The organism is Streptomyces sp. SBT349 (assembly GCF_001083795.1).
GTDB lineage: Bacteria > Actinomycetota > Actinomycetes > Streptomycetales > Streptomycetaceae > Streptomyces.
This window is the reverse complement of record NZ_LAVK01000023.1, coordinates 17,878-40,137: the sequence shown is the minus strand read 5'-3', so window position 1 is coordinate 40,137 and position 22,260 is coordinate 17,878. Positions and strand designations below refer to the sequence as shown.

General features: G+C 72.1%; 20 protein-coding genes. 4 read left to right on the top strand and 16 right to left on the bottom strand.

The window, feature by feature from the left end:
* On the bottom strand, nt 1–840 hold an 840-nt coding region (locus ADY01_RS05085), incomplete at its 3' end, for an ArsA-related P-loop ATPase (protein WP_049566143.1).
* A 5-nt stretch (nt 841–845) separates the two neighbouring features.
* Nucleotides 846–1,307, bottom strand: coding sequence for an SRPBCC family protein (locus tag ADY01_RS05080; RefSeq protein ID WP_049566139.1), 462 nt, complete (start codon nt 1,305–1,307; stop codon nt 846–848).
* Between the two features lie 132 nt (nt 1,308–1,439).
* Here ADY01_RS05080 and ADY01_RS05075 point away from each other — a divergent pair, with 132 nt between their 5' ends.
* A complete protein-coding gene (locus ADY01_RS05075; protein WP_049566168.1) occupies nt 1,440–3,290 on the top strand; it encodes an AMP-dependent synthetase/ligase in 1,851 nt (616 codons plus the stop codon).
* A 53-nt stretch (nt 3,291–3,343) separates the two neighbouring features.
* Here the strand turns inward: ADY01_RS05075 and ADY01_RS05070 are convergent, their stop codons facing one another.
* The 4 genes from ADY01_RS05070 to ADY01_RS05055 all read right to left on the bottom strand — a co-directional run bounded on the left by ADY01_RS05070 (nt 3,344) and on the right by ADY01_RS05055 (nt 8,446).
* Entirely contained in the window at nt 3,344–4,498 is a 1,155-nt protein-coding gene (locus ADY01_RS05070; RefSeq protein WP_049566136.1) for a glycosyltransferase family 4 protein, read from the bottom strand.
* Between the two features lie 24 nt (nt 4,499–4,522).
* Nucleotides 4,523–5,590: an NlpC/P60 family protein gene (locus ADY01_RS05065; protein WP_049566132.1), complete on the bottom strand. Its 1,068-nt coding sequence runs from the start codon at nt 5,588–5,590 to the stop codon at nt 4,523–4,525.
* A 184-nt stretch (nt 5,591–5,774) separates the two neighbouring features.
* A complete protein-coding gene (locus tag ADY01_RS05060) occupies nt 5,775–6,821 on the bottom strand; it encodes an NlpC/P60 family protein (protein ID WP_049566127.1) in 1,047 nt (348 codons plus the stop codon).
* Between the two features lie 284 nt (nt 6,822–7,105).
* Nucleotides 7,106–8,446 carry an NYN domain-containing protein gene (locus tag ADY01_RS05055; protein WP_078900017.1) on the bottom strand — a complete coding sequence of 447 codons (1,341 nt, stop codon included), beginning with the start codon at nt 8,444–8,446 and terminating at the stop codon, nt 7,106–7,108.
* A 131-nt stretch (nt 8,447–8,577) separates the two neighbouring features.
* Between ADY01_RS05055 and ADY01_RS05050 the strand changes: the two genes are divergently transcribed.
* Complete coding sequence (locus tag ADY01_RS05050) at nt 8,578–8,856, top strand: Lrp/AsnC family transcriptional regulator (RefSeq protein ID WP_049566120.1); 279 nt, start codon at nt 8,578–8,580, stop codon at nt 8,854–8,856.
* A gap of 15 nt (nt 8,857–8,871) precedes the next feature.
* Here the strand turns inward: ADY01_RS05050 and trpD are convergent, their stop codons facing one another.
* From trpD to ADY01_RS05025, 5 genes are all read right to left on the bottom strand, one after another.
* Nucleotides 8,872–9,936, bottom strand: a complete 1,065-nt coding sequence (gene trpD / locus ADY01_RS05045; protein WP_049566117.1) for an anthranilate phosphoribosyltransferase — start codon at nt 9,934–9,936, stop codon at nt 8,872–8,874.
* 222 nt (nt 9,937–10,158) lie between these two features.
* A complete protein-coding gene (locus ADY01_RS05040; protein ID WP_049566114.1) occupies nt 10,159–11,796 on the bottom strand; it encodes a cytochrome b in 1,638 nt (545 codons plus the stop codon).
* Complete coding sequence (locus ADY01_RS05035; RefSeq protein WP_078900016.1) at nt 11,793–12,860, bottom strand: ubiquinol-cytochrome c reductase iron-sulfur subunit; 1,068 nt, start codon at nt 12,858–12,860, stop codon at nt 11,793–11,795. Before ADY01_RS05035 ends, ADY01_RS05040 begins: the two co-directional genes overlap by 4 nt.
* Nucleotides 12,857–13,666, bottom strand: coding sequence for a c-type cytochrome (locus ADY01_RS05030; RefSeq protein ID WP_049566113.1), 810 nt, complete (start codon nt 13,664–13,666; stop codon nt 12,857–12,859). Before ADY01_RS05030 ends, ADY01_RS05035 begins: the two co-directional genes overlap by 4 nt.
* Before the next feature lie 77 nt (nt 13,667–13,743).
* Complete coding sequence (locus ADY01_RS05025) at nt 13,744–14,355, bottom strand: cytochrome c oxidase subunit 3 (protein WP_049566110.1); 612 nt, start codon at nt 14,353–14,355, stop codon at nt 13,744–13,746.
* A 176-nt stretch (nt 14,356–14,531) separates the two neighbouring features.
* On the opposite strand from ADY01_RS05025, the gene ADY01_RS05020 reads away from it, so the two are divergent.
* Nucleotides 14,532–14,933, top strand: coding sequence for a hypothetical protein (locus tag ADY01_RS05020; RefSeq protein ID WP_049566107.1), 402 nt, complete (start codon nt 14,532–14,534; stop codon nt 14,931–14,933).
* A 39-nt stretch (nt 14,934–14,972) separates the two neighbouring features.
* Here the strand turns inward: ADY01_RS05020 and ADY01_RS05015 are convergent, their stop codons facing one another.
* The 4 genes from ADY01_RS05015 to coxB all read right to left on the bottom strand — a co-directional run bounded on the left by ADY01_RS05015 (nt 14,973) and on the right by coxB (nt 19,458).
* Entirely contained in the window at nt 14,973–16,232 is a 1,260-nt protein-coding gene (locus ADY01_RS05015; RefSeq protein ID WP_049566104.1) for a L,D-transpeptidase, read from the bottom strand.
* 117 nt (nt 16,233–16,349) lie between these two features.
* Entirely contained in the window at nt 16,350–16,748 is a 399-nt protein-coding gene (locus tag ADY01_RS05010) for a cytochrome c oxidase subunit 4 (RefSeq protein WP_049566098.1), read from the bottom strand.
* On the bottom strand, nt 16,745–18,391 hold the full coding sequence (gene ctaD, locus ADY01_RS05005) for a cytochrome c oxidase subunit I (RefSeq protein WP_107081642.1): 1,647 nt from the start codon (nt 18,389–18,391) through the stop codon (nt 16,745–16,747). The genes ADY01_RS05010 and ctaD overlap by 4 nt, the downstream gene beginning before the upstream one ends.
* Before the next feature lie 101 nt (nt 18,392–18,492).
* Nucleotides 18,493–19,458, bottom strand: a complete 966-nt coding sequence (gene coxB / locus ADY01_RS05000) for a cytochrome c oxidase subunit II (RefSeq protein WP_049566090.1) — start codon at nt 19,456–19,458, stop codon at nt 18,493–18,495.
* 231 nt (nt 19,459–19,689) lie between these two features.
* Here coxB and ADY01_RS04995 point away from each other — a divergent pair, with 231 nt between their 5' ends.
* Complete coding sequence (locus tag ADY01_RS04995; RefSeq protein WP_049566087.1) at nt 19,690–21,111, top strand: cysteine desulfurase/sulfurtransferase TusA family protein; 1,422 nt, start codon at nt 19,690–19,692, stop codon at nt 21,109–21,111.
* A gap of 47 nt (nt 21,112–21,158) precedes the next feature.
* Here ADY01_RS04995 and ADY01_RS04990 read toward each other — a convergent pair whose 3' ends face one another.
* Nucleotides 21,159–22,133, bottom strand: coding sequence for a carbohydrate kinase family protein (locus ADY01_RS04990; protein WP_049566083.1), 975 nt, complete (start codon nt 22,131–22,133; stop codon nt 21,159–21,161).
* Between the last annotated feature and the right edge of the window lie 127 nt (nt 22,134–22,260).

Sequence of the window (22,260 nt, the reverse complement as noted above, 5' to 3'; positions counted from 1 at the left end):
GGCCTGACGGAGGAACGCGTCGAGGGTGGCCCGTTGCCGCTCGGCGAGGGCGGCGAGCCAGGGGTCGCGGGACCCGGTGGGCAGCAGCCGGTTGGCGACGACCGCCTCGACGGGCAGGCCGTGCAGGGCGAGCCCGGCCCTGGTGGTCCGCGCGGTGCCCGCGGAGCGCTCGCCGGGGTCGAGGACGAGGCGGGCGGCGGCACCCGGGCCCTCGATGACGGACAGGAGGTCGTCCAGGGCCCGTTCCCAGCCCTCCGCGGCCTCGTAGAGGCCCTCGGCGGGCATCGGCACCCCGGCGAGCTGAGCGAGGAGCGGGCGCAGCGCACGGGCGGTCCTGCGCTCGGCGGGCAGCAGGCGGCGCAGATAGCGCCGGAGCCGGCCGGGGAGGGCCAGCAGGTTGACGGCCTCGGTGGCGGAGCCGAGGTCGAGGACGATCAGGCGCTCAGGGGCGGCGGCGCGGGCCGCGCGCAGCGCGGCCAGCCGCGCCGCCTCGGCGGCGCCCGGGAGTTCGGTGAGCTCGTCGTCGTCCAGGGTCCCGGCGCCCAGCGCGTCGAGCGCGGGCCGGGCCAGGCGCTGGGCGGCGAGGACCGCGGAGCGGAACAGCGCGGCGGAGTCGATCCCGGAGGCGAACAGGCGGGGGGCGAGGGCGAGGGGCTCGGCGGGGCGCGCGGGCGGAACGGCGCCGAGGAGGGCGGCCAGCCGCGCGGGGGGCGCGGGGCTCAGCAGAAGCGCCTCGTGCCCGTCGCGGGCGGCGGCCAGGGCCGTGGCGGCCGCGACGGTGGTGGAGCCGTCTCCGGCGGGACCCAGGACGAACAGCGTGCGGCCCGCCCCCTCCGGCATGCGGCTCAGGCCCGCTCGGCGCGGCCGGGGATGGACTCGACGCGCTTCTTCAGGCCGTCGAGGGCGCGGTCGATGATGACCTTCTCGGCCTTGCGCTTGATGGTGCCCAGCATCGGGATCTTGACGTCCACGGTGAGCTGGTAGGTGACCTCCGTCCGCGTGCCGCCCTGGGCCGCGGCCAGCCGGTAGGAGCCGTCCAGGACGCGCAGCATCCGGGACTTCACCAGCGACCAGCTCACCTCGCGCTCGCCGCTCCACGTGTAGGCGAGGGTGTGCTCGTCCTTGATGGCCCCGGCGTCGAGCAGCAGCCTGACCTGCTCGGCGCGGCCGTCGGCGCCGGTGCCGAGGACCTCGGCCTCCTTCACCTCGCCGGTCCACTCGGGGTAGCGGCCGAAGTCGGCGATCACCGCCATGACATCGGCCGGCGTGGCTTCGATGGTGATGCTCGACCTGGTGTGTTCGGCCATCGCCGTGGCTCCTCGCGCTGATCCGCCGCTGCCGTTCGGGGGAAGGCTACCGCGAGCCGCGGCACCACCCCGCACGGGAGCGGCGCAGTAGGCTGCCAAAGGGGTTCGGACCATGACAGACGAGGAGCAATGGTGCGCGAGTTCAGCCTGCCGGCCCGGTACCGGGTCCCCGCCACCGGGCACCTGCCCGAGCTGCTGACGGCCAACGCGGAGCGCCACGCCGGGGCGGCGGTCCTCGCCCGCAAGCGCCCCGGGGGCACGTGGGAGGACGTGAGCGCGGTGCGGTTCCGCGACGAGGTGCGGGCCGTCGCCAAGGGGCTGCTGGCCTCGGGCGTGCGCCCCGGTGAGCGGGTGGGCCTGCTGTCCAGGACCCGGTACGAGTGGACGCTCCTGGACTTCGCCATCTGGACCGTGGGCGCGGTCAGCGTCCCGGTGTACGAGACCAGCTCGCCCGGCCAGATCGCCTGGGTCCTGCGGGACTCGGGCGCGCGGGCCCTGGTGGTGGAGAACGAGCGGCACCGGGCCCGCGTCGGGCGGATCGCGGGCGACCTGCCGGAGCTGGCCCGCGTCTGGGTCCTCGACCGCGAGGAGGGTCACCGCGAGGAGGACCGGCGCGAGGAGGGCGTGAACGGGCCCGGGGGCGGCGCCGTCGCCGAACTCACCGCCGCGGGCGCCGACGTGGCCGACGCGGACCTCGACGCCACCACCTCGGCCCTGGACGCGGACTCCCCCGCCACCGTCATCTACACCTCGGGCACCACCGGGCGCCCCAAGGGCTGCGTGCTCACGCACCGCGCCTTCCTCGCCGTCTGCGGCAACATCCTGGCGACCACCACGCCGCTGTTCCGCGCCGAGGGTGCCTCGGTGCTGCTGTTCCTGCCGCTGTCCCACGTCTTCGCGCGCATGGTGGAGGTGGCCGCCCTGCTCGCGCCGGTCAGGCTCGGCCATGTGCCGGACGTCCACTCCCTGACCGAGGACCTGGCGACGTTCCGCCCCACGATCATCCTGGGGGTGCCCCGCATCTTCGAGAAGCTGTTCAACTCGGCCCGCGCCGACGCCAGGGAGCGGCACGCCGGGTGGCTCTTCGACCGCGCCGCCGCCACCGCCGCCGCCTACAGCCGCGCCCTGGACGCCCCCCGGGGCCCCTCCCCGCTGCTGCGGGCACGGCGGGCGGCGTACGACCGGCTGGTGTACCGGCGGCTGCGGGCGGTGCTCGGCGGCAGGGCCGCGCACGCCATCTGCGGGGGCGCCCCGCTCGGCGAGCGCCTCGGGCACGTCTACCGCGGCATCGGCATCACCGTCCTGGAGGGCTACGGCCTGACCGAGACCTGCGCGCCCACCGCGTTCAACCCCTGCGACGCGCCCCGGATGGGCACCGTCGGCCTCCCGCTGCCCGGCGCGACGCTCCGCATCGACGAGGACGGCGAGGTGCTGGTGCGCGGCGAGCACCTGTTCACCGCGTACCTCAACAACGAGCGCGCCACCCGCGAGGCGATGGGGGGCGGCTGGTTCCACACCGGCGACCTCGGGTCCCTGGACGAGGACGGCTATCTGACCCTGGTCGGGCGGAAGAAGGAGATCCTGGTCACGGCCGGCGGCAAGAACGTCGCCCCGGCCGTCATCGAGGACCGCGTGCGCGCCCACGAGCTGGTGGCCGAGTGCATGGTGGTCGGCGACGGCCGCCCGTTCGTCGGGGCGCTGATCACGGTGGACGACAAGTTCCTGGGGCGGTGGGCGGAGCGCAGCGGCCTCGGCGGGCTGCCCCGCGAGGAGCTGCTCACCCACCCGCTGCTGCTCGCGGCGATCCAGGAGGCCGTGGACGACGGCAACGCGGCGGTCTCCCGCGCCGAGTCGGTGCGGAAGTTCCGCGTGCTGCCGGGGCGGTTCACCGAGGAGTCCGGCCACCTGACGCCCTCGCTCAAGCTCAAGCGCCATGTGGTGGCCGAGGACTGCGCGGACGAGATCGACGCCCTGTACCGCTGACGACCACGACCACCACCAAGACCGGGCTCCACGGCCAACCACCCCGGCCGCCCCTAGTCGAGGAGCTCCCTCAGCTGCTCGACCAGCGAGTCCCAGCGCCAGCGCTCCTCGATCCACGCCCGGCCGCGCTCGCCCATGCGCCGCCGCAGTTCGGGGTCGCGCAGCAGGGTGATCAGGCGGTCCGCCGTCTCCTGCGGGGCGGTCTCCTCGCCGCCGCGCACGACCCAGCCGGTCTCGCCCTCCACGACCGCGTCGGGGGCGCCCCCCGAGTCCCCGGCGAGGACCGGGAGGCCGGTCGCGGACGCCTCCAGGTAGACGATCCCCAGGCCCTCGACGTCCAGCCCGCCGGCCCGGGTGCGGCACGGCATGGCGAAGACGTCACCGGCGCCGAAGTGCGCGGGCAGGTCCTCCCAGGGAACGGGCCCGGTGAAACGGACCGAGGCCGTCACGCCCACCTTGGCGGCCAGCCTCTCCAGGTCCTCCCGGTAGGGGCCGCCGCCGACGACCAGCAGCACCGCCTCCGGCTCGGCCGCCAGCACCCGGGGCATCGCCCGGATCAGGGTGTCCTGCCCCTTGCGCGGCACGAGACGGGAGACGCAGACCACCACGGGACGGTCGGTGAGACCCATGGCGGCCCGCAGCGAGGAGCCGCCGGAGTCCGGATGGAACGTCTTCTCGTCCACGCCGGGCGTCAGCTGCACCATGCGGGCCGCCGCCTCCGCGGTCAGCGCGCGGGCGATCCGGCTCCGCGTGTACTCACCGAGGTAGGTGATCACATCGGTGGACTCGCCGACGCGCCGCAGCAGACGGCGTGCGCCGGGCAGCTGGGCCCACGCGGCCTCGTGGCCGTGCGTGGTGGCGACGATCCGCTCGGCGCCGGCGGCGCGCAGCGCGGGCGCGATCGCGCCCAGCGGCGCCACCGCGCCGAACCACACTCCGGTACAGCCATGGGCGCGCAACAGCGCGGTGGCCCGCCTCCGGACGGCCGGCGTCGGCAGCAGCAGGTTGGCGCGGTCCCTGATGACCGGGAACGGCTGGTCCGCGTCGAACTCGACGGTTGTTCCACCCTGTTCGGGGTCCCCGCGCCAGGAGGAGGTGTAGACCACCACCTGTTGCGGATCGAGCCGGACCGCCATGCTGTGCAGGAACGCCTGGATTCCTCCGGGCCGTGGCGGGAAATCATTGGTCACAATCAACGTCTTACGCATCGGACGAGACGATACCCAGGCTCCTCATGGCCGGACGACCGAGGAGACGGGAAGAATTCCCACCGCCTCGTAACGCACCTGTGCCCCCGGGTACGGGGAGTGCACGATCTGGCCGCCTCCCACGTACATTCCCACATGGCTCGCGTCGGCCCGGTAGATGACGAGATCCCCAGGTCGCGCCTCGGACAGCGACACCTTCCGGCCCGCGCCGGCCTGCCCCTGCGAGGTGCGCGGCAGCGCCACCCCCGCCTGCGCGTAGGCCCACTGCGTGAGCCCCGAGCAGTCGAACGCGTCCGGACCGGCCTGCCCCCAGGCGTAGGGGCGCCCGACGGCGCCTCGGGCCGCGGCCACCGCGGTGGCGCCGCGGCCCGAGGCCGGGCCGCCCTCCTCGGGTGCCGCCGCGGGGGTCGCCGCCGCCGGCTCCTCGCGCACGGCGGAACGGTCGGCGCGCTCCCGCTCACGCTCGCGCTCACGGCGCTCGCGCTCGGAGAGCTCCTCGTACTGACGGCGCGCGAGGGCCAGTTTGCGCTGTGCCGTGCGCTTGTGTCGCTCCAGGCGCTCCTGTTCCCCGGTGAGCTGGGCCAGCTTGTCGCCCGCCTCCTGGCGGCGCTGCTCCAGGCTGCGCTGGGCGGCCAGCAGCTCGCGCAGCTCCACGGCCCGCCGGTCGCCCATCCGGTCGATGGCGGTGGCCCTCTCCAGATACGTGTCGGGGCTGGCGGAGAGCATCAGCGCCACGGCGGGGCCGAGGCCGCCCGCCCGGTACTGGGCCGCGGCGACGTAACCGAGCCCGTGCCGCTTCTCGTTGACCGTCTCCTGCCCGTCCGCCACGCGGTCGCGGTGGCGTTCGAACTCCTCGGTCAGCTCCGCCACCCGCTCCGCGGCACCGTTGTACGCTTCGACGGCCCGCTCGGCCTCGGCGAAGACGACGTCCATCTGCCGGGACGCCTCGGTGCTGTCGGCGGGCGGGGCGCCCGGCTCGGCAAGGACCGGGACGGCGCCCATGGCCGCGGCAGCGGTCGCGGCTGCGGACAGCACGCCGAGCCTGGCCACCCTTCTCGTGCGGGCGCGCGGATCACGTCGATGCGAGACCACTACGGGCCGCTCCCTTCGGTGGGTTACCTGAGGGGAGCAGAATGTAGCGGCGCTACGCCGGGACTCGGCGATCGGCAACGCCGGGGCGCCGGGGCCCGATCACGCAACCGCAGGTCAACGCGGGGGCGCGACGGCGCGCGGACGACCCCGAATCACCTGGATGGAGCCAGCGGGGCGGCGGGGGTCAGCCGACCCGGACGCCGTACTGGAAGGGCATGACGTCCACGCCCAGGTACTCGACGGAGGAACCGGGGCGCGGGGAGTGGATGATCTGGCCGTTGCCGGCGTAGATGCCCACGTGGTGCAGGTCGCTGTAGTAGAACACCAGGTCGCCGGGGGCGAGTTCGCTCATGCCCAGCGCGGTGCCCATCCCGGCCTGCGCCTGGGAGGTGCGCGGCAGCGAGACGCCGGCCTGGCTGAACGCCCAGGAGGTGAGGCCGGAACAGTCGAACGAGCTGGGCCCGGTGGCGCCCCAGACGTAGGGCGAGCCGATCTTGCCCGCGGCGGCGGACAGGGCCGCCTCGCCGTAGGAGGATCCCGTGCCGTCGAGGACGGCCCTGCCCCCGTCGCGGCTGGCGCGGTCCGCCGCCTCGGCGGCCTCGGCCGCCTCCTCGGCGGCGATCTGGGCCTGTTCCTCCGCGGTGAGCTGGTTCAGCAGGTCCTGGGCGTCGCTGAGCTTGCCCTGGATCTCGTCCTTGCGGTCCTCCAGTTCGCCGCGGACCTCCTCCAGCTCGGCCAGCCGGTCGCCCGCCTCGTCGCGCTGCTGGTCCAGCGTGCGCTGGCGGTCCTCGATCAGCCGCAGGGTCTCGGCCTGCTTGCCGCTGACCTGGTCCAGCGTGGACGCCTGGTCCAGATAGGCGTCCGGGTCCGAGGAGAGGAAGAGCTGCACCGACGGGTCGACGCCGCCGTTGCGGTACTGGGCCGAGGCGACGGAACCGAGGCTGGAGCGCAGGTCGTTGAGCTCCTGCTGACCGCGGGCGGTGGCGTCCTGGAGGCTCTCGACCTCCTCCTGGAGCTCGTCCTCCCGCTCCTGCGCGCCGTTGTACTCGTCGGTGGCGGAGCCGACCTCCTCGTAGAGGCGGTCGACCTCCTCCTGGACCTCGTCGATGCTCTGGCCGGGCTCGGCCTGAGCGGTCTGCGTCGATATGGCGACGGTGGCGGCGGCAGCCGTGGCGCCGAAGAGGGTCATGCGGGCGCGGCTCGGCTGCTTGGGACGACGGTGGGACGCCACTGGGGCGAGCTCCTTCTTCCTCAGCCGCCTGCCGGGCGTGGGGGACGGATCCCCGGCTCCGCGCAACATCCACGGATTCGGCGGTTCCTCCACGGCCCACCCCGGATGGATGGTCTACCGCGCGGAGGTTCGAGCCCTGACCCTAGCGAGAGGGGTTTCGATCCTTCAAATCCCTGCGGCCATATTTTACTTACCTCACACGAGCGGCGATCGATTCCGCACCCTCCGTGGCGGGCGAGTCGGGCGTAACGCACCAACTACTGCCGATAGGGGCGGATCACGCCTCACGCACGCGCAAGCCGCTTAACGAGCAGCGCCGACGCGACGGGCCTCGCCCCGGCGGCGGCGACGCCGTCGGCCACCTCGCGGTCGGCGGAGACGACCATCACGGGGCGCCCCCTGGGCTCGGCGCGCACCAGCTGCCGGATCAACTCGTCGGCGGTCTCCCCCGGCTTGCTGAACAGCACGCGCACCCCGCGCGGCGGCGAGACCAGCACCGGCGCGGCCAGCTCGGCCCCGTCGAACACGCAGGTCATCTCGGCGCCCGTCTGGGCCGCGAGGACCGCGAGGCCGCCGAGCAGCCGCAGCCGCTGCTTCTCCAGGGGCAGCGTCGGATAGCCGGTCTTCGTGACGTTGTAGCCGTCCACGACCAGGTGGGCCTGCGGCAGCGCGAGCAGCTGGTCGAGCAGCGCCGGATCGTCCTCCGCGAGCGCCCGGTGCGCGATGTCCTGCGGCGTCATCCCGCCCGGCTCCACGGCCTCGACGGTCTGCGCGGGCTTCAACCGCGCAGGCGGCAGGGCCAGTTCACGCCGGAGGCCCTGCGCCGCGTCGAGCACCGTGTCCAGCAGCAGCCGCAGCCGCATGTCCTCGATGCCGCGGCCCTCGCGTACCGACTTGCGGCTCGCCTCCAGCGCCGACTCGGCCTGGGTCAGCCGCGACCGCAGCCGCCGTGCCTCGCCGTCCGCCGCGGCCCTCGCGCTCGCCGCCTCGGCCCGCGTCTCGTCCAGCTCGGCCCGCAGCTTGCGCACCGCCGCCTCGCCCCGCCGCACGTCCGCCACCGCGGAGCGCAGCTTGCGGTGCACGGCGTCGGTCTCCTTGCGCGCCGCCTCCAGCTCACCGCGCAGCCGGTCGCCCTCGGTGCGGGCGGCGGAGCGCAGCTGCGCCAGCTCCTCCCGCAGCCGCGTCAGCTCCAGCTCGCGCTCCCGCTCGGCGCGTTCGTCCTGGACGCGCTGCGCCTCCTCGCCCGCGGCGGCCACCAGCTTGGACCAGCCCGGCGGGCGCAGCACGAACGCCGCCGCCGCCACCTCCACGGGGTCCGCGGCGGGCGGCGGGGAGCCCTGCTCGACGGCCTCGGCCAACTCCGGCTCGGCCTCCCTCAGCCGGGCGGCGACGCGCTGCCGGAAGGCGGTGTCGCTCTCCAGGGCGGCGGCCATGGAACTGCCGCCGAATTTCACCCGACGGGAGGGCGTGAACCGGGCATACTGCCGCAACGTGGCGGGCAGCTCGGCGACCGTCAGGCTGGAGAACGCGTCCGCCGCGAGGAGGACGACCCGGTGCCGGACCCGCTCGGGCAGGGGGCGGTCGAGGGCCTCGACCGGCTCCGCCTCACCATCCGTGGGATCCACCACCGCTCGCACCGTCCATCAGCCCTACCGTTATCCACTTCACCCTACGGCCTGGTAGCCGTCGCGGCCCACGCCGCGGGCTAAGGTGTGCCCTGCGTACCGCGTCCGCCGCACAGCAGGAGAGGCCCGTCGTGATCACTTCGATCGTGCTCATCAAGACCAGCGTGGACCGCGTCCCTGAGGTCGCCGAGCAGATCGCGGCGCTGGAGGGTGTCAGCGAGGTGTATTCGGTGACCGGCCCCCACGACCTTATCGCCATGGTGCGCGTCCCCCGCCACGAAGACCTCGCCGACGTGATCCCGGCCCGCATCAGCAAGGTGCCCGGCGTGGAGTCCACCGAGACCCACATCGCGTTCCGCACCTACTCCCAGCACGACCTGGAAGCGGCCTTCGCCATCGGCCTGGAGTGACCCCCGCGCCGCGGGTCAGGCGTGGGTGGCGGCGACCCACCCGTCGAGGCGGGCACCCGCGGCGCCGCTGTCGATCGAGGCGGCGGCCCTCTCCATGCCCGACGCGATCTGGTCGCACAGGGGGACGTCCGCCGGGTTCAGGGCGGCCAGCGCCGCCGCCGCGTTCATCAGGACGGCATCGCGGACCGGGCCCTTCTCCCCCGCGAACACCCGGCGCGCGACCGCCGCGTTGTGCGCCGCGTCCGCGCCGCGCAGCGCCTCGACCGGCGCGTACGCGACCCCGACGTCACGCGGGTCGAACGTCTCCTCGCGCACCTTCCCGTCGCGCACGACCCACACCGTGGACGTCGTGGTGATCGTGAGCTCGTCCAGGCCGTCGTCGCCGCGGAAGACCAGCGCCGAGGTGCCCCGTTCCGCCAGCACGCCCGCCATGATCGGGGCCATCCTGGCGTCCGCGACACCCGTCGCCTGGGCGCCGACCCGGGCCGGGTTGGTCAGCGGGCCCAGGAAGTTGAACGGGGTGGCGATGCCGAGCTCGCGCCGCGCCGACGCCACATGCCGCAGCGCCGGATGGAACTTCACGGCGAAGCAGAAGGTGATCCCCGCCTCGGCCGCCACCTCCGCGACCCGCTGGGGGGTGAGGTCGAGGTTCACGCCGAGCTGCTCCAGCACGTCGGAGGCGCCGCTCGCGCTGGAGGCGGCGCGGTTGCCGTGCTTGACGACCGTGGCGCCGGTGCCGGCGACGACGACGGCGGCCATGGTGGAGATGTTCACCGTCCTGGCCCGGTCGCCGCCCGTGCCCACGATGTCCACCGTGGGCCCCGGCACCTCGATCAGGTGGGCGTGCTCGTACATGGTGCGGACCAGGCCGCCCACCTCGTCCACGGTCTCGCCCTTGGCCCGCAGCGCCACCGCGAAGCCCGCGATCTGCGCGTCGGTGGCCTCGCCGGTCATGATCCTGTCCATCGCCCAGGCGGCGGCCTCGGTGGTGAGGTCCCGCCCGGCCACCAGCGCCGTCAGCACGTCGGGCCAGGTGTGCGCCGCCGCGGTGTCGCCTCCGGCGGGGGTCACAACGCTCATGGGAATCACTCCTGGCGAGTCGGCTGGCCGATCGGACTGCTGATCGGCCCCGAGCCTAGCGGCGCCGGGGCCCGGCGGTGCCGCGATATCCGCACTGCGGACGCCGCCGCGGGAGGCGGGGAGCGGGGAGGCGGGCATGGGCACGGCGAAGGCCGTGCCCCCCGCACGGGCGGGGGGCACGGCCTTCGGGACGCGAGTGCCGGGGCGCCGGGGGCGCCGGACTCAGTGGGGTTCGTGGCCGCTGGTGATGGCCTTGTACTCCTCGCCCGTCGGCTTCGGGATCTGCGCCTGCTCGCCGAAGTAGCCCCGGCTGATGCGGCTGCGCACCCGCTCCAGCGGGCCGATCTTGCGCGCCACGCCGTTCTCGTCCGTCGCCGGGGGGAGCTCGGCGGGCTTGTACTGGTCGTACGCGGTGAGCGTGTACAGCTGCTCGGCCGACAGCGGCTCGTGCACCTCGACGAACTCGCCGTGCGGCAGCCGCTTGATGATGCCGGTCTCGCGCCCGTGCAGCACCTTGTCCCGGTCCCGGCGCTGGAGGCCGAGACAGATCCGCCGCGTGACGACGAACGCGAGCACCGGCAGGACGAAGAAGGCGACCCGGCAGAACCAGGTGAGCGCGTTGATCGACAGGTTGAAGTTGACGGCCCACACGTCGTTGCCGCCCGCGATCAGCGTGACCACGTAGGAGGTCAGCCAGGCGACGCCGAGCCCGGTGCGGGTGGGCGAGTTCCGTGGTCGCTGCGTGAGGTGGTGCTCGCGTTTGTCCCTGGTGAGCCACGACTCGAAGAACGGATAGACCGCGATCAGCACCAGCATCAGCGGGAAGACGGTCATCGGGATCAACAGTCCGAAGTTGATCGTATAACCGCCTGGGATCACCCACTCCCAGCCAGGCATCATCCGGACCAAGCCCTCGGAGAAGCCCAGATACCAGTCCGGTTGGGCGTTGGTCGAGACCGCGTCCGGCCGATAAGGACCGAGTACCCAGACCGGGTTGATCGTGACGGTCGCCGCGATGGCCGTGATCACACCGAAGACCAGGAAGAAGAAGCCGCTGGCCTTGGCGGTGTAGATCGGCAGGAGCGGCATCCCGACCACGTTCTCGTTGGTCTTGCCCGGACCCGCCCAGTGCGTGTGCTTGTGGTAGAAGATCAGGATCAGGTGGGCCGTCACCAGCGCCACCATGAGCGCCGGCAGCCACAGCACATGGAAGACGAAGAATCTCGGGATGACGTCGTGCCCCGGGAACTCCCCGCCGAACAGGAACAGGGTGAGATAGGTCCCGACGACCGGTGTGGCGAGGATGGCCCCCTCCATGAACCGGAGGCCGGTGCCGGACAGGAGGTCGTCCGGGAGCGAGTAGCCGGTGAGGCCGGTGAAGATCGCCAGGATGAACAGCGTCCAGCCGAACAGCCAGTTGAGCTCGCGGGGCTTGCGGAAGGCGCCGGTGAAGAACACCCGCGACATGTGGCACATGATGCCGACGATGAAGATCAGCGCCGACCAGTGGTGGATCTGCCGTACCAGCAGGCCGCCGCGGACGTCGAAGCTGATGTCGAGCGTCGAGGCGTACGCCTCGCTCATCATGACGCCCTGCATCGGCACATAGCTGCCGCTGTACTCGACCTCGGCCATGCTCGGGACGAAGAACAGCGTCAGGTAGACGCCGGTCAGGATCAGTATGGTGAAGGTCCAGAGGCAGATCTCACCCAGCAGGAAGGACCAGTGGTCGGGGAACATCTTGCGCATGCCGTACTTGGCCATGCCGTAGAGGCCCACCCTGCCATCGGCCCAGTCGGCGATCTTCTCGCCCGCCGGTGCCTTGCCCCTGGACTTCGAGGGCTTGACTGCGATACTCATCCGCGCTCCCAGAAGCTCGGGCCGGGGGGCTCCTCGAAGTCGCCGAGCGCCTGGAGGAACCCTTCGTCGTTCACCGTAATGCGCAGCTGCGGCAGGGGGTGGCCCGCCGGACCGAAGAGCACCCGCGCGCCGTCGGCCAGGTCGAACGTCGACTGGTGGCAGGGACAGAGCGCGTGGTGGGTCTGCTGCTCGTAGAGGGTGGCGGGACAGCCGATGTGGGTGCAGATCTTCGAGTAGCAGAGGATGCCCTCGTGGCCCCACTCGGCCGAGCGCGGGCTCTTGATGTCCTCCGGCTCCAGACGGACCAGCATGACCGCCGCCTTGGCGATCTCGGTGTGGAAGTTCTCAGCGTGCGGGTCCAGGCCCTCGGGCATGGCCTGGGTGAGGGAGCCGACCGTGATGTCCTCGGGACGCAGCGGCTGCAACGTGGCCTCGTTGATGATCAGCGAGCCCTTGCGCCAGGCGGTGTGCCGCAGCTTGTCCTCGGGCAGCGGGCCCATGTCCCGGAGCAGGACCAGACCCGTGAGCGGGACCACGGCGAGCGCGCCGAGCATGGTGTTGCGCGCGAGCTTCCTGCGGCCCATCGTCGACTCGACGGCGCTCTGCTGGTACTCCTCGAAGACCTCCTCCCTGACCTCGGCGGTGGCCTCGATGGGGTGCCGGTTCTCGGCGAACTCCTCGTCGGACATCAGGGTGCGCGCCCAGTGGATGGCGCCCGCGCCGACGCAGAAGAGCGCGACGGCCAGGGTGAGGCCGAGCGCGAAGTTCAGTCCGCTGATGTGCCCGAAGGGAAAGATGAAGACGATGCGGTCGATCGGGATCGCCACATAGGCCGCGACGAAGCCCACCGTGGCCAGGATGGCCAGCGTGAAGAGGAACGCGACGGTGCGCTCGGAGCGCTGGGCCGCCCGCTCGTCGATGTCCTGCCTTCTCGGTTCGTGCGGCGGCAGCCCCGGGTCGGGGACCAGGGCCCCGGTCTCCGCCACCACACCGCTGTCGCGCTGGTCCGGCAGGAGCTCACCGGACTCGTTGCGCGGTGCGGTCTGATCAGTACGGCTGTTCATGACTTCCTCGCCTTTGTGGTCCTGGCTCCGATCCACACGGCCACGGCGATGAGCCCGCCAATGCCGAACGTCCAGGCGAAGAGCCCCTCGCTGACCGGTCCGAAGCCGCCGAGGGAGAAGCCGCCTGGCTGCGGGGAGTTCGCGGTATTGACCTCGTGGAGCCACGCGATGATGTCCTGCTTGGCCTCCTCCGGCAGCGTCGAGTCGGGGAAGGAGGGCATGTTGGCCGGTCCGGTCACCATGGCCTCGTAGATGTAAAGAGGATCGACGTTGTCGAGCGCGGGTGCTTCCTTACCGTGGGTCAAAGCTCCGCCCTGACCCGTAAAATTATGGCATTGGGAGCAGTTCGTACGGAAGAGGTCGCCCCCCTCCGCGGCATTGCCGGCGGCGGGGTCGTAGGCGGACTCGTCCGGCACGGTGGGCCCCGGGCCCAGGGAGGCGACATACGCCGCCAGTTGGTCGATCTCGGCCTGCGTGTACGAGACCGGCTTCTCCTCGGCCTGCGGGCCGGGCTGCTGGAGCGGCATGCGCCCGGTGCCGACCTGGAAGTCCACGGACGCGGCGCCGACGCCGACCAGGCTGGGTCCGTCGCTGCCGCCCTGGCCGCCGGTGCCGTGACAGCTGGAGCAGCCCACGTCGTAGAGCTTCTTGCCCTCCTCGATGGCAAGCGACTGGGCCGAGGCTTGCGCCTGCGCCTCTTCGGCGGGGGCGAGCGCCGCGTACAGCCCCCCTGTGGCCGCCAGCGCGAGGAGGAGGACGACGAGCGCCGCCAGCGGATGGCGCCGTCGTACGGAAAGCTTTTTCACGGATTACCCCGGTGTCAGGATCTTCTGCGTCGGTGCTTGAGGTGTGCGTGCGTGCCCGAGAGGTGCGCGCCGGCCGGCTACTGGATCAGGTAGATCGTGGCGAAAAGGCCGATCCAGACGACGTCGACGAAATGCCAGTAGTACGACACGACGATGGCCGTGGTGGCCTGCTCATGGGTGAAGCGCTTGGCCGCGTAGGTCCGGCCGAGCACGAGCAGGAACGCGATCAGGCCGCCGAGGACGTGGAGGCCGTGGAAGCCGGTGGTCAGGTAGAACGCCGACCCGTAGGGGCCGGAGGAGAGCGAGATGCCCTCGTGCTTGACCAGTTCCACGTACTCCGTGACCTGTCCGCCGATGAAGATGGCGCCCATGACGAAGGTGGCCATGAACCACGAGCGGAGCTTCTTCACGTCACCGCGCTCGGCGGCGAACACGCCGAGCTGACAGGTGAGCGAGGAGAGCACCAGGATCACGGTGTTGGTCCCAGAGAACGGGAGGTTGAGCGCGTCGGCGTTCTCCTGCCAGTGCTCCGCTCCCATCACCGAGCGCAGGGTGAAGTACATCGCGAAGAGGGCCGCGAAGAACATCAGCTCGGAACTCAGCCAGATGACGGTTCCGACGCTGGTGACGTTCGGCCGGTTGACCGAAGGGATCGCGTGCCCGGATTCTGCTGCTGTTGCTGTCGCCACGCCGTCATTATGTCGGTCGCTTTTCCGGCGCTCGCCCCCGGGGTCGGGTTCGGTGTGTCCCCTCCCCGCGGGCCCCCTCCTCCCTGCCCACGGGCGCGCGGGACGGAGTAGCATCCGCCGCAAGGACAGCAGCCCGGACGGACAGGACGGGCCCCGGCCCGCCTCGCGGAGGAACGATGGAGCGCACCGCAACGGTGCTGGTCTACAGCGACGACACCAACACCCGCGAGCAGGTGCGGCTCGCCGCCGGACGGCGCCCCGCCGCCGACGTTCCCGAGGTCGAGTACCTGGAGTGCGCGACGCTGCCCGCGGTCCTGTCCGCCCTGGAGGTGGGCGGGATCGACGCCTGCGTGCTGGACGGGGAGTCCGCCCCGGTCGGCGGGATGGGCGTGTGCCGGCAGATCAAGGACGAGATCTTCGCGTGCCCGCCGGTGCTGCTGCTGATCGGCCGGCCCCAGGACGCCTGGCTGGCCACCTGGAGCCGGGCCGAGGCCACCGTGGCGCACCCGCTGGACCCCCTGGAGCTGGCGGCCTCGCTGGCCGCGCTGCTGCGTCACAGGCTCCCTTCCGCGGTCTGAGCCGCCGCGCCTCCCGTCCCGCCGGGCCGGACCGCCGGGTCAGACCCGGGGACGGAGGCGCCCCGAGGCCGGGGTGGCCTGCTCCCCCGGGTCTCCCGAGGAGCCGTGCAGGGCGCTGCCCGCCTGCCACTCCTCCCATGAGAGGTTCCAGTCGCCGAAGCCGTTGTCGAACGGCGTCATCTCTTCGCCGAATCCGTTGATGTGTTCGACCACGTCGCCCGGCTTGACCAGCTCGAAGAGCCACTGGGCGTTCGCGTCGGACATGCCCGTGCAGCCGTGGCTGACGTTGGCCGAGCCCTGGGAGCCGACCGACCACGGGGCCGCGTGCACGTACTCGCCGCTCCAGGTGAGCCGCGAGGCCCAGGTGACGTTGAGGTCGTAGGACTCGGCGGAGCCCGCCGCGATGCCGATGCTGGTGCCGGTCATGCGCACGCTCTGCTCCTGGCCGAGGATGACCTTCTTGCCGTTGCGGGTGGCGAAGCCCTCCTTGCCGGTGGTGATCGGGATCGTCCGCAGCTCCTCGCCGTTGCGCGAGACCGTCATCGTGTGCCCGCTGATGTCGGCGACGGCCTCGATCCGGTCCCCGGTCTTCAGCTCCAGGGGGTCGCCCGCCCCGCCGCGCAGGCCGTCCCGTATGGGCAGGCCCAGCAGGTTGGAGGTCACCGAGATGCGGGCGTCGGCCGGCCAGTACTCCTCGGGCCGGTAGTGGAGCTGCTTGTCGTCCACCCAGTGCCAGGAGCCCTCGACGCGGGGCTCGGAGGTCACCGTCAACGCGCCCTCGACCAGGGCGCGTTCGGCCGGGTCGCTGACCTTGCGGCTGAGCTCCGCGGTGACCGGCTGGCCGACGCCGTAGGTGCCCGCCTCCGGGCCGAAGGAGACGTTGAGACGCTTGCCTCCGGAGGCGCGCGTGGTGAAGGTGTGCACGCCCCTGCCGGGGGCGCCGCTGCCGTTCTCCGTGCTCACCCGGACGGTGTACGTGGCGTCGGCCGCCAGCGGCGAGGTGCTGTGCCAGCCGCGGCCGTCGGCGGACAGCTCGCCGGAGAGGGGACGCCCGGCCGCGTCCAGCGCGGCCACGTCGGTGATGCGGGTCCCCGTGCCCTTGGTGCTGATCTTCAGCGGCTTGTCGGGGTTGATGTCGGTGGCCTTCTCACCGTCGGCCTCGCCGAAGGACAGCTGCCCCACGGCGTCGTACGGATCGGCCGCCAGGGGCTTGTCGTCGCCCGCGCACGAGGTGAGACCGGCCAGCAGGGGGGCGAGTATCAGCACGGCGCCCAGTTTTATGCGGGTTGTGTGGCTCATAGCCACAAATTACGGATAACGCCTGGTGACGGCGCGCTGGCCTGCTGCAAACGGGCGGCCCCCGGAGGGGGATCCCTCCGGGGGCCGTGCCGTGGGGGCCGCGCGGGCGCGGTCCGCCTACTGGTTCTGGTTCTCGCCGCGGTAGTACTCGAAGACCCACAGCCACAGGCCGACGCCGACCAGCGGGGCGGTGAAGTACAGGAACCACCAGCCGAAGACCGGGCCCATGAAGGCGCACAGGCCGCCGAGGCCGAGCGCCAGCGGGGCCCAGCTGTGCGGGCTGAAGAACCCGACCTCGCCCGCGTCGTCGGCGACGTCCGCCTGCTTGTTGTCCTGCGCCCCCGTGTCGACCCGGCGGGCGGTGAAGAGCAGGTAGAACCCGATCATCGCCGACAGCGAGAAGGAGAGGAACAGTGCCGTGGTGCCGACCGGCTCCTTCGACCACACGCCGTAGACGATCGCCACGGCGAGCATGAAGACGGCGATCCAGCTGAACAGGTGCCCCTGGATCCTCACTGGCCGGCCTCCTTTCCGGTGAGCGCCTCGGCCTCGTGGCGGGCGTCGTTCTCCAGCTGGTCGAGCGCGGACACCTCGGGGTGGTGGAGGTCGAAGGCCGGCGATTCGGAACGGATCCTGGGCAGGGTGAGGAAGTTGTGCCGCGGGGGCGGGCAGGAGGTCGCCCACTCCAGCGAGCGGCCGTAGCCCCACGGGTCGTCGGTGTCGACCTTCTCGCCGTACTTCCACGTCTTCCAGACGTTGTAGAAGAACGGCAGCATCGACATGCCGAGCAGGAACGAGCTGATGGTGGAGATGGTGTTCAGCGTGGTGAAGCCGTCCGCCGCCAGGTAGTCGGGGTACCGGCGGACCATGCCCTCGGCGCCCAGCCAGTGCTGCACGAGGAACGTGCCGTGGAAGCCGATGAACAGCGTCCAGAACGTGATCTTGCCCAGGCGCTCGTCCAGCATCTTGCCCGTCCACTTGGGCCACCAGAAGTGGAAGCCCGCGAACATCGCGAAGACCACCGTTCCGAAGACCACGTAGTGGAAGTGGGCCACCACGAAGTAGGTGTCCGAGACGTGGAAGTCGAGCGGCGGCGAGGCCAGGATCACGCCGGTGAGACCACCGAAGAGGAAGGTGATCAGGAAGCCGACCGACCAGAGCATCGGCGTTTCGAAACTGAGCGATCCCTTCCACATCGTGCCGATCCAGTTAAAGAACTTCACACCGGTCGGAACCGCGATGAGGAAGGTCATGAACGAGAAGAACGGCAGCAGCACCGCGCCGGTGACATACATGTGGTGGGCCCACACCGTCACCGACAGCCCCGCGATGGTGATCGTCGCGGCGACCAGACCGATATAGCCGAAGATCGGCTTTCGGCTGAACACCGGGATGATCTCCGAGACGATGCCGAAGAACGGCAGGGCGATGATGTACACCTCTGGATGGCCGAAGAACCAGAAGAGATGTTGCCAGAGAATCGCTCCGCCGTTGGACGCGTCGAAGATATGCGCCCCGAAGACCCGGTCCGCGGCGAGGGCGAACAGGGCCGCGGCGAGCACCGGGAAGGCCAGCAGCACGAGCACACCGGTGAGCAGCACGTTCCAGGTGAAGATCGGCATCCGGAACATCGTCATGCCGGGCGCGCGCATGCAGATGATGGTGGTGATGAAGTTGACCGCGCCGAGGATGGTGCCGAAGCCGGAGAGTGCCAGGCCCATGACCCACATGTCGGCGCCGATGCCGGGCGAGCGGATCGCGTCCGACAGCGGCGAGTAGGCGAACCAGCCGAAGCTGGCCGCGCCCTGCGGGGTGAAGAAGCCGGCGACGACCAGCAGGCCGCCGAAGAGGTACAGCCAGTACGCCAGCATGTTCAGCCGCGGGAACGCCACGTCGGGCGCGCCGATCTGGAGCGGCATGATCCAGTTGGTGAACCCGGCGAACAGCGGGGTCGCGAAGAGCAGCAGCATGATCGTGCCGTGCATGGTGAACAGCTGGTTGAACTGCTCGTTCGAGACGACCTGGCTGCCGGGCCTGGCCAGTTCGGCGCGCATGACGAGCGCCATCACGCCACCGGCGATGAAGAAGAGGAACGACGTCAGCAGGTACATCGTGCCGATCGTCTTGTGGTCGGTGGTCGTCAGCCACTTGACCACCACGGAGCCCGGCTCATGGCGGCGGGGCGCCCGCGGGGCCGGAGTGACGTCCGACTCCTGGTCCTGCTCCGCGCCCTCGGGCCCCTGATTGCGTTCGAGGATACTCACGACTGCCCCTCGTTGGTCTCGGCGTTCCTGGCGGCGTCCGTCTGCTCGATGCCCGCCGGGAGGTAGCCGGTGTTGCCGCGCTCCGCGAGGTCGTCCAGGTACGCGTCGTACTCCTCGGGGGAGACGACCTCGACGTTGAAGAGCATGCGGGAGTGGTCGACGCCGCAGAGCTCGGCGCACTTGCCCATGAAGGTGCCCTGCCGGTCCGGGGTCACCTCGAAGACGTTGGTGTGTCCGGGGATGACGTCCTGCTTCATCAGGAACGGCACGACCCAGAAGGAGTGGATGACGTCCCGCGAGGTCAGCACGAACTGCACGGTCTCACCCTCGGGAAGGACCAGCGTCGGCCCCGGGTTCCCGGTGTCCGGGTTCCGGTCGTCCGGCGTGCCGACCTCGTAGACGCCGTCCGCGTTCTCCGGGAAGCGGTCCGCGATCCGGTCGGGGATGGAGGACAGCTCGGGGGCGGTGCGCGCGTCGTTGTCGGAGGCGCCGACGGGCTCGATGTAGTTGAACGCCCAGCTCCACTGGAAGCCCACCACGTTGATGATGTGGTCGGGCTCGTCGGAGGTTTCGAGCAGCTCGGTCTGGTCGCGCGCGGTGAAGTAGAAGAGCACCGAGACGACGATCAGCGGGACGAGCGTGTACAGCGCCTCGATGGGGAGGTTGTACCGGTTCTGCGGGGGGATCTCGACCTTGGTCCTGGAACGCCGGTGGAAGAAGACGCTCCACAGGATCAGGCCCCAGACGAGCACACCCGTCACCAGCGCGGCGGCCCAGGAGCCCTGCCACAGGGACAGGATGCGCGGCCCTTCCTCCGTGATGGGGGTGGGCATGCCGAGACGGGGAAAGTCCTCGGATGTGCAACCTGTGGCGGTCGCCAGGACCAGGCCCGCGATCAGCGCCTGCGGCAGGATCCGCCGCTTCGGGCGCCGCGACGAGCGGTCGGAGCCGTTGGGACTCACGTAGCGCCTTCCCGAGAGTCTCGCCCTCGGTCCGGGCTGCCTTCGCGCGGAGCGGGGGCCGGCCCTGACGGGGCAGGGGTTTGGATGTTTATGCGGACCAAACCCTACTGGACGCCCTCCGGCCCCACGCGGGGAGGGTGCGTCAACGCGGCGTGGCGGCGCGCGGAGCCGGCGTGCGCGCCCGACCAGGGGATTCCCGGGGCGGGCCGCCGCGGCGCTACCGTTCCTGCCGTGCCCTATTTCGACGCCGCCGGCTCCCTTCCGCTCCACCCCGTGGCCCGGCAGGCGCTGCTCGCCGCCTTCGACGACGGCTGGGCCGACCCCGCCAGGCCGCACCGGGAGGGGCGGCGGGCCAGGCTGCTGCTCGACGCGGCCCGGGAGGCGGCGGCCGAGGCGGTGGGGTGCCGCCCGGACGAGCTGACGTTCACGCCCTCGGGGACGCGCGCCCTGCACGCCGGGATCGCGGGCGCGCTGGCCGGGCGCGCGAGGGCCGGACGCCACCTGCTGGTCTCGGCGGTCGAGCACTCGGCGGTACTGCACGCCGCCGGGGCGCACCGCGCCGCGGGCGGCACATCGGCGGAGCTGGGCGTGGACCGGACCGGGCGGGTGGCACCCGAGACGGTCGCCGCCGCGCTGCGTGACGCCCCGGGGCCCACCGCGCTGGCCTGCGTGCAGTCGGCCAACCACGAGGTGGGCACCCGGCAGCCGGTCCCGGAGATCGCCGAGGTGTGCGCGGAGGCCGGGGTGCCGCTGCTGGTGGACGCGGCGCAGTCGCTGCCCTGGGGCCCGGTGGACGGCGCGTGGTCGCTGCTGGCGGCCAGCGCGCACAAGTGGGGCGGGCCGCCCGGTGTCGGCCTGCTCGTGGTGCGCAAGGGGGTGCGGTTCGCGCCGGGACAGCCGTCGGACGAACGGGAGTCCGGGCGGGCACCCGGCTTCGAGAACATCCCGGCCGTCGTCGCGGCGGCGGCCTCGCTGCGCGCCGTCCGGCAGGAGGCCGGGGCCGAGGCGGCGCGGCTGCGGGGACTGGTGGACGTGATCCGCGCGCGGGTGCCCGAACTGGTGCCGGACGTGGAGGTGGTGGGCGACCCGGAGGAACGCGTGCCGGGGACCGTGACGTTCTCCTGCCTCTACGTGGACGGCGAGGCGCTGCTGCACGCGCTGGACAGGGAGGGGTTCGCCGTCTCCTCCGGCTCCTCCTGCACGTCGAGCACCCTGACCCCGAGCCATGTGCTGGCGGCCATGGGCGTGCTGTCGGAGGGGAATGTGCGGGTCTCGCTCCCGCCGGGGACGGCGGCGGCGGACGTGGAGCGTTTCCTCGCCGTGCTGCCGGGGGCGGTGGCCTCGGTGCGGGAGCAGCTGGCGCCGCCGCCCGCCGTCACGGGCGGCGGGTCCACGGTCGGGTCCGCGGCCGAGGGGCCGGGCGGGGACCTGACCGTGGACTCGCTGGGCAAGCGCTGCCCGGTGCCGGTCATCGAACTGGCCCGCGCCATCGGCGGGGGGCCGGTCGGCGGGGTGATCACGGTCCTGGCGGACGACGCCGCGGCCCGCCTCGACATCCCCGCCTGGTGCGAGATGCGCGGCCAGGAGTACCTGGGCGAGGCGCCCCACGACGCGGGCCCCGGCACGGCCTACCGGGTGCGCCGCGTCGCCTGAGCAGGGGCGCCTGAGCAGGGGCGCAGTGCCCGCGCGCGGGTGCGCGCTCAGCGCAGGTGGGCGCGGACCTCTTCCGCGGCGTCCGCCCCGTACGCCTTGGTGAAGCGGTCCATGAACGGGCCGCGGCTGAGCGTGTACTCCTGGGTGCCGATGGTCTCGATGACGAGGGTCGCCACCATGCAGCCGACCTGCGCCGCACGCTCCAGCGAGGTGCCCCAGGCCAGGCCCGCCAGGAATCCCGCGCGGAACGCGTCGCCGACGCCGGTGGGGTCGGCCTTGCTCTCCTCCTCGGGGCACCCGACCTCGATGGGGTCGAGCCCGGCGCGTTCGATCAGGACGCCGCGCGCCCCCAGGGTCGTGACGCGGGTGCCGACCCGGGCGAGGACCTCCTCGGCCGACCAGCCGGTCTTGCTTTCGACGAGGGCCTTCTCGTACTCGTTGTGGAAGAGGTACGCGGCGCCCTCGGTGAGCGTGCGGATCTCCTCGCCCTCCATGCGCGCGAGCTGCTGGGAGAAGTCGGCCGCGAACGGGATCTCCCTGGTGCGGCACTCCTCGGTGTGGCGCAGCATCGCCTCGGGGTCGTCGGCGCCGATGTGGACCAGGTCGAGCCCGCCCACCCGCTGGACGACCGCCTGGAACTCGATGAGCCGGGCCTCGCTCATGGCGCCGGTGTAGAAGGAGCCGATCTGGTTGTGGTCGGCGTCGGTGGTGCAGACGAAACGCGCCGTGTGCAGGATCTCGGAGATCCGCACCGAGGCGGTGTCCACGCCGTGCCGGTCGAGCCAGGCGCGGTACTCCTCGAAGTCGGCGCCCGCCGCCCCGACGAGGATGGGGGCGGCGCCGAGCTGTCCCATGCCGAAGCAGATGTTGGCGGCCACACCGCCGCGGCGCACTTCCAGGGAGTCGACCAGGAACGACAGGGAGACGGTGTGCAGCTGGTCCCCGACGAGCTGGTCGGCGAAGCGGCCGGGGAAGGTCATCAGATGATCGTGAGCGATGGAGCCGCTGACGGCGATACGCACGGTTGTCTGCTTCCGGAAGGCGACGAGGGGCGCACCAAGGTTAGCTGCCCGGCGCGCGGCGGTCTCGGGAACCGGCCGATGAGGTGGGCCGTCCAACCGGCAGAAGATTTCCGCGAGTCCGAGGAGC